Source organism: Pseudoalteromonas sp. Isolate6, assembly GCF_022398435.1.
In the GTDB taxonomy this organism is placed as follows: domain Bacteria; phylum Pseudomonadota; class Gammaproteobacteria; order Enterobacterales; family Alteromonadaceae; genus Pseudoalteromonas; species Pseudoalteromonas galatheae.
In genome coordinates this window covers 1-6,043 of record NZ_JAKEVK010000245.1, presented here as the reverse complement: position 1 = coordinate 6,043, position 6,043 = coordinate 1, and the positions used below count along the sequence as shown (strand labels likewise).

Annotated in this window: 3 protein-coding genes and 1 pseudogene; 1 reads left to right on the top strand and 3 read right to left on the bottom strand. The window is 42.7% G+C overall.

Annotated features, from left to right (window positions below):
• Positions 1-414 precede the first annotated feature (414 nt).
• Positions 415-684: pseudogene (locus tag L1D50_RS20690) on the bottom strand (transposase); the annotation flags it as partial.
• A gap of 230 nt (positions 685-914) precedes the next feature.
• Between L1D50_RS20690 and L1D50_RS20685 the strand changes: the two are divergent.
• The gene (locus L1D50_RS20685; protein ID WP_138523941.1) at positions 915-2,210 is read left to right on the top strand and encodes a dicarboxylate/amino acid:cation symporter; all 1,296 of its coding nucleotides are present in this window, start codon (positions 915-917) and stop codon (positions 2,208-2,210) included.
• Between the two features lie 208 nt (positions 2,211-2,418).
• Here the strand turns inward: L1D50_RS20685 and sohB are convergent, their stop codons facing one another.
• Complete coding sequence (gene sohB, locus L1D50_RS20680; protein WP_239966720.1) at positions 2,419-3,444, bottom strand: protease SohB; 1,026 nt, start codon at positions 3,442-3,444, stop codon at positions 2,419-2,421.
• A 103-nt stretch (positions 3,445-3,547) separates the two neighbouring features.
• Positions 3,548-5,986 carry a VolA/Pla-1 family phospholipase gene (locus L1D50_RS20675; protein ID WP_239966719.1) on the bottom strand — a complete coding sequence of 813 codons (2,439 nt, stop codon included), beginning with the start codon at positions 5,984-5,986 and terminating at the stop codon, positions 3,548-3,550.
• Positions 5,987-6,043: the final 57 nt, after the last annotated feature.

The window sequence follows — 6,043 nt, the reverse complement described above, 5'->3', positions numbered from 1 at the left end:
GTTAATATCAGCAGGTTTTTCTGAACATGCTGATATAAAAAATAATAAAACTAGTATATTTAGATACTTCATAGTTGATTGAAACTTCTAGAGCCCTAACACTTTAGCATTTATGCGACACGCAGTTTGTATTGCATAATCGCTTATTGGACTGAGCCGCTACCCGCTCGATGTGACAGTGTTGGTATTGTTTATGCTATGGGAATTTGCTTTTTAGAGACATTAGCCAAATCATTTGGTTTGAACAGCTAATCTATTATTAATTAAGCTTTCCCTGCATCGCTCAGCGCTTGTTATATATTCATTACACCTAAATTTGGCTTAATAAGCAATTATATTTTTTACGCATTCAGAGGCCGCTAGCCTGAGCAATTAGATAGGTTAACTAATTGATTTTAATCAGCTATCGAGCTGCTAACTCGTTCGCTCTACTTTGGCCGTTGTTGCATCTAACTTGAATACGCCAATTAGCCGCAAGGTACCTGCCTTACAATGCTGACAAGGCCAATACGGTATCAGTGTCACGCTTTCTGTCTTTGGCCGCTTTGCTCTGTATGTGCATGACGCCTGCGACCTTATCAGCGCTAACTTTCGCTTGCGACATGCACTGGCTAAAAAACCATAATGCCGAATATGCATAAACCCCTTCGGTAGTAAATGCTGCAAATAACACCGTAAGAATTCTTAATCATAAAATGATGACACGCATAATTGTAGTTTTCTGCAATCATTAAAGCAGGACACTAACTATGAAAAAATCACGTTTTACCGAATCAGAGATCATTGAGGTGTTAATATAGGCTGTTTAACCTAATTTTATACTTGATACCAATCAACATATCTGTGCATCTATCCTGATATGCTATTACTAATTACTCACTGATGTGCAAATCACCCCGCTTCAAGGAAAAGGAATGAAAACCACCTACTCCATTAGTTATTTTTTACAAAAGAAAATGCTATGGCTACAAATTGTTGTGGCTTTGGTACTGGGTATTACCGTGGGTATTTTACTCTCCCCCAAAGGGGTCGGGCTGGTTAGTGCTGAGCTATCACTACAAATAGCACAATGGGTTGCACTACCCGGCAATCTATTTTTAGCTTTGATCCAGATGGTTGTGATCCCTCTGGTACTTTCATCTATCATTCTTGGCATTGCAGGTAACAAGGACACCGCATTTTTGAAGCAAGTTGGACTTAGGATCTTCCCCTATTTCGTCATGACCACCTTTATTGCTGTTATCATTGGTTTGGTCGTTGCTTCCTACGTTGAGCCTGGGAAATACGTGGATAGTCAGCTGCTTGATAACCTCAATAGCCAACATACCACAACAGTTACAGCTACAGTTGAATTAAAAAGCATTCCTGAGCGCATGGTGGCAATTATTCCATCAAATATTACTCAATCTACTCTAGATAAAGATATGTTTGCTATTGTGATGTATGCCATTTTTATTGGTATTGCTATCACCACACTTAGTCAAAAGCAAAAATCCCTGCTTCTAGAGCTCACCACAACAGCACAAACGCTATCTTTACAGATTGTTAATTGGGCTATGCTGCTGGCTCCGTTTGCGGTATTTGGATTACTTTGTGACATTACTATTCGAATTGGTGTTGATGCCCTGCTAGGTGTCTCAGCTTACGTTGCGACTGTGTTGCTAGGGTTATTACTGCTTATGTTTGTCTACCTGTTTTTAGCCAGCAGCGCTGGAAAGATCAGTCCTTGGCGCTTTTTATCGGCAATTAAAAGCGCACAATTATTAGCCTTTTCAACCTCTAGCTCAGCTGCAGTAATGCCCCTCTCAATGCGCACAGCTGAGCAGTCGCTATCCGTAAAAAAACCCATTGTCCAGTTTATTATTCCTCTAGGTGCCACTATCAACATGGACGGCACAGCGCTATATCAAGTGATTGCAGCACTATTTTTAACTCAAGTTTTTGGCATTACCCTCACCGATAGTCAAATCATGTTACTGATACTCACCACTGTTGGTGCATCCATTGGCTCCCCAAGTACCCCTGGTGTCGGTATTGTAATTTTGGCTTCAGTGTTAACTAGTTTTGGGATCCCCGCTGCAGGTATTGCGCTTATCTTAGGTGTAGATAGGATATTAGATATGTGTCGAACCGTGCTTAATGTTACTGGAGACCTAACTGCATGTGTTGTAATGGAGCGTCTGATAAAACTCGATAAACCAGTTCAATGACAATATGAGAGCTTCGCTGTTGGCCTTGCCAGTAAACTTGATTGTAATTGTAGTAAGTAAATGAGCCAGATACTATTGATGAAGGTTTTATCGAATCTAGCAGCAATATGGCAAACTACGTACCACGTAACTCAATGTTTTGTTCGTCGATGTATTTCTGCGCTGATAGATGATAACCAGCTACCACCCACCAGCGCAGGAGTAAAAATTACGCGGAGTACTTTGATAGGTTCAGTTTAGACAATGCTTTGATGCTAAAACGCTCAACAGCATTGCCCAGTTGCAAACCAAACTTCTCAGCAACGCCTTTTTTAGTCTTATAAGCCACCTTATAAAGTTGGTGACTTTCATTTAGGGACATGAGTAAATCGTCACTGGTTGAGATTTCATCGACTAGTTTAAGCTCTAAGGCTTGTGTACCAAACCAATGTTCTCCAGTCGCTACTTTCTCAATATCAAGCTCGGTACGATTATCAGAGACAAAGTGTTTGAACAGACCATGCGTTTCTTCAATCTCCTCCTTAAACTTTTCTCTTCCTTTATCCGTATTCTCACCAAATAGGGTGAGTGTACGCTTATACTCACCAGCGGTTACCATTTCAAAATCAACGTTATTCTTTTTTAATAAACGATTAAAGTTGGGGATCTGCGCAATTACGCCGATTGAACCAATAATTGCAAATGGTGCTGCAATAATCTTATCTGCGACACAGGCCATCATATATCCGCCACTTGCAGCAACCTTGTCCACACAGACCGTCAGTGTAATACCCGCTTGCTTGATGCGCGAAAGTTGCGATGCACCAAGTCCATAACCGTGTACGACACCACCGCCACTTTCAACTGAGACAATGACTTGATCCGTGGCCTTGTCAGCGATCATAAGAATGGCATTTATCTCTTCGCGAAGATCTGAGACTTCATGAGCATCCATACTGCCGTTGAATTCGATATAGAATACATTCTTGGTGTCTTCCTTGTTTTTACCTTTGCTTTTTTGCTCCTTAGACTGTGCTTTATTTCGTGCCTTTAACGCCTTTTTATCTAAGGTTTGTTCTAAAAACTGTTCTTTGGACTGCGCCAGACTGTCGCTTAAATCGGTAACTTCAATTTCGCCCTTTTTCGATTTTGGTTTTGAGCTTGCTCCCACCATCAAAATAATGACTACTGCGATACCAAAGATAATGGTTACTGTCTTGGCTAGAAATAACCCATATTCAAACAAAAATGCCAAGTCGTTCTCCTCATTTAGCTCATAAAGGGGCCCATTTAACTCAATATTAAATAGACACAAAAAAGGCCGCTAGCTGCGGCCTTTTATAGTCTCGAAAAATGTCTTAGTTTGCAACAACATCTGGGTTAGATACTTGTAAAACCAAACCCTTTGACTTCAAGAAGCTTGCAACTTGTGTTTGCATTTCAATTGACGCCGCTGCGTGTCCCGCTGCTGTGCCACCGGCTTTTTCATCAAAGCCTGTCGTTAAGATTGAACTGTGATGGCCCTGAGAGAACTTCACTACATAACTTCCAGGTGTTCCGTCTTGACTCATTTGCGTTTCACTTGCTGGCATTAAGCCCATGAAACCAGCAAGAGGTAAGCTACCTGACAAGAAGCTACGCTCTGTTGTTGGAGGAATAACCAGGTCAGCTGCATTGCCATCAACACCACCCGTAACAACACTCATATATACTGGCGTTTGTAGCGCTTTCACGGAAGCTGCATAGTTTAGTGGATCTGCACTATCTAATGCGGTTTGTGCTGCAAAACCGAATTGCGTCACCGTACCATCAATCAGTGCTAATGTCGCGGTGTCTCCAGCCGCTTCTAAATTCGCTCTAAACGTTCCATATGCACAAGAAACATATTTGCTTTGATCCGCAGCAAACGTACCACAGTCAGCAACTGCGCCTTCTTGCAGATAGGCATTAAACGCTTGCGATGCGAGATTACCTGCAGAACTCAACACGGAGCCTTGTACAAACGGACCAAATGATTTTGACTCAATCAAGAAGTTAGCAATGCCCGAACCACCACTTGCAAGTGCTGCTGACTCAACTTTAAAGAAGCCATCAATTGCTGGATTTAATGGCGCATTGGTTTGAGCGAGGAAGCTTGGGCCTACAACTGAACCAAGTGAGTGACCTAGGTAACTAACTTGCTGGGTATTGAAGTTAACTTGGCCACCAGATGCTTGATTAATAAAGTTTAAGCCTAAACGTAACCCCATTAAATCTGCAGCTGATTGCTTTAAGTTATCACGCGCAACTAACAACGATGTTAGATTCATGTAAGAAAGTACACTACCCGTCGACGCATTAAACTCGTCGTTGCCATCACCGTCAATATCAATGCCGCGCTCGCCGTGCATCGGGTGGTCGATTGCTACCGTCGCAAAGCCTGCTTGCGTAAGAGACAAGGTTAAGCCAAGCATATCTTCTTTCTTGCTGGTGATCCCATGTTGGAGAATAACCACTGGCCATCCGCTTTCTGGACGCGCCGCATCGTTAGCAGGAAATGTAATTTGCACAGGCACATTAGCAAGCCATTGCTGCTTAGGAATTGGGTTATATTGGGTAATAAAACGCTGTTTATCCACGCCAATACTTCTAAATTTCGGCACACCTTCAGGCACAGGGAAGCTCTCACAAAGCTTATCATCTCCTTCTGTTACTTGGGGTAATTGGCCACCTTGTGCAACATACCCACCCAGTGTAACTGGGCTGTCGCATAACGCTTGCCAGTAGGTATCTGCTAATGCTTCAATGCCACCTGTTTTTGGCTTCGCTAAATACTGAGGAAGTTGAATAACACCACGCATTAATTTAATTTGTTGGAAAGCAGGCAATAAAGCCGCTGGCACTTTACCTTCCAGTGCGTCAGCAACCGTCATCGGTGCCTGACCAGGAACTGCGATTACTGGTGGAGCGTTCTTTGCGAGTGATTGTGCAAGTAAAGCTTTAGTCGCAGCTAAACCAGCACCAGCTGATTGTGTAGTCATAGCTGCAGTGTAAATAATTTCGGTACCATCTACCCCAGCTTTGGTAACCGCTTCCTCATAACTTTGTATTACTGCTTGCAAGGATTTTTGCGCATCGGTCACCAGTGGTGCGTTTTGACGCAATAAGCTATACGTCGATGATGGGTCAACACTTTGTCCGCTGGAGTCCTTCAAAGTGCGGGTTAAAACAGTAATATAAGTCGTACTTGGTTTAAGCGGCTTGACAGGAACCACTACAATGCCATTTCCAGCTCCATTCGTCATCGCTACGAAATCGCCTTGGGGACCAAACTCCAATTCAGCAACAAATTTACATGTTATCCCTGACGGTAGCTGCGCACACTGTTCGTCAGTTTGTAATGGTCCACCCATTTCAACTTCAAAAATTCGTACGGCGCCGGGAGTCATGACGCTTTGCGCATCTAATGTCAACCCATTCGGTGTCGTCATGTCGATAACATAGGGCATTTGTGTTGACCAACCATCTAAGGCACCAACCACAATACTTGGGTTTGCATAGCTTGCACGTGTCACCAGAGGATTACCTTCACCATCCTTCATTCCTAACATTTCGTCAGGTAAGTTTAGAGTTCCGTCTTGAGTGCCGGATAAAAGGATATCGTTTGGAACTGAGATCACACCGCCTGATGGATCAAATTTAACAGAAATCGTTGGAGAAACGGGTGTAGTATCATTTTTTACATCTTCTAACGTTTCACCGCCTCCACAGCCAGCAAGAGCTGCTGATACTGCGAGTGAGAGTAGCATTTTTTTCATTTTATAGGCTCCGACATAATCTTATTATTATTGTGATAATTCTCGTTAAATCTATGT

Bases quoted from the DNA above. Each gene is read 5' to 3' on its own strand.
- L1D50_RS20675 (WP_239966719.1), bottom strand. From the start codon at position 5,986: ATGAAAAAAATGCTACTCTCACTCGCAGTATCAGCAGCTCTTGCTGGC.
- L1D50_RS20685 (WP_138523941.1), top strand. From the start codon at position 915: ATGAAAACCACCTACTCCATTAGTTATTTTTTACAAAAGAAAATGCTA.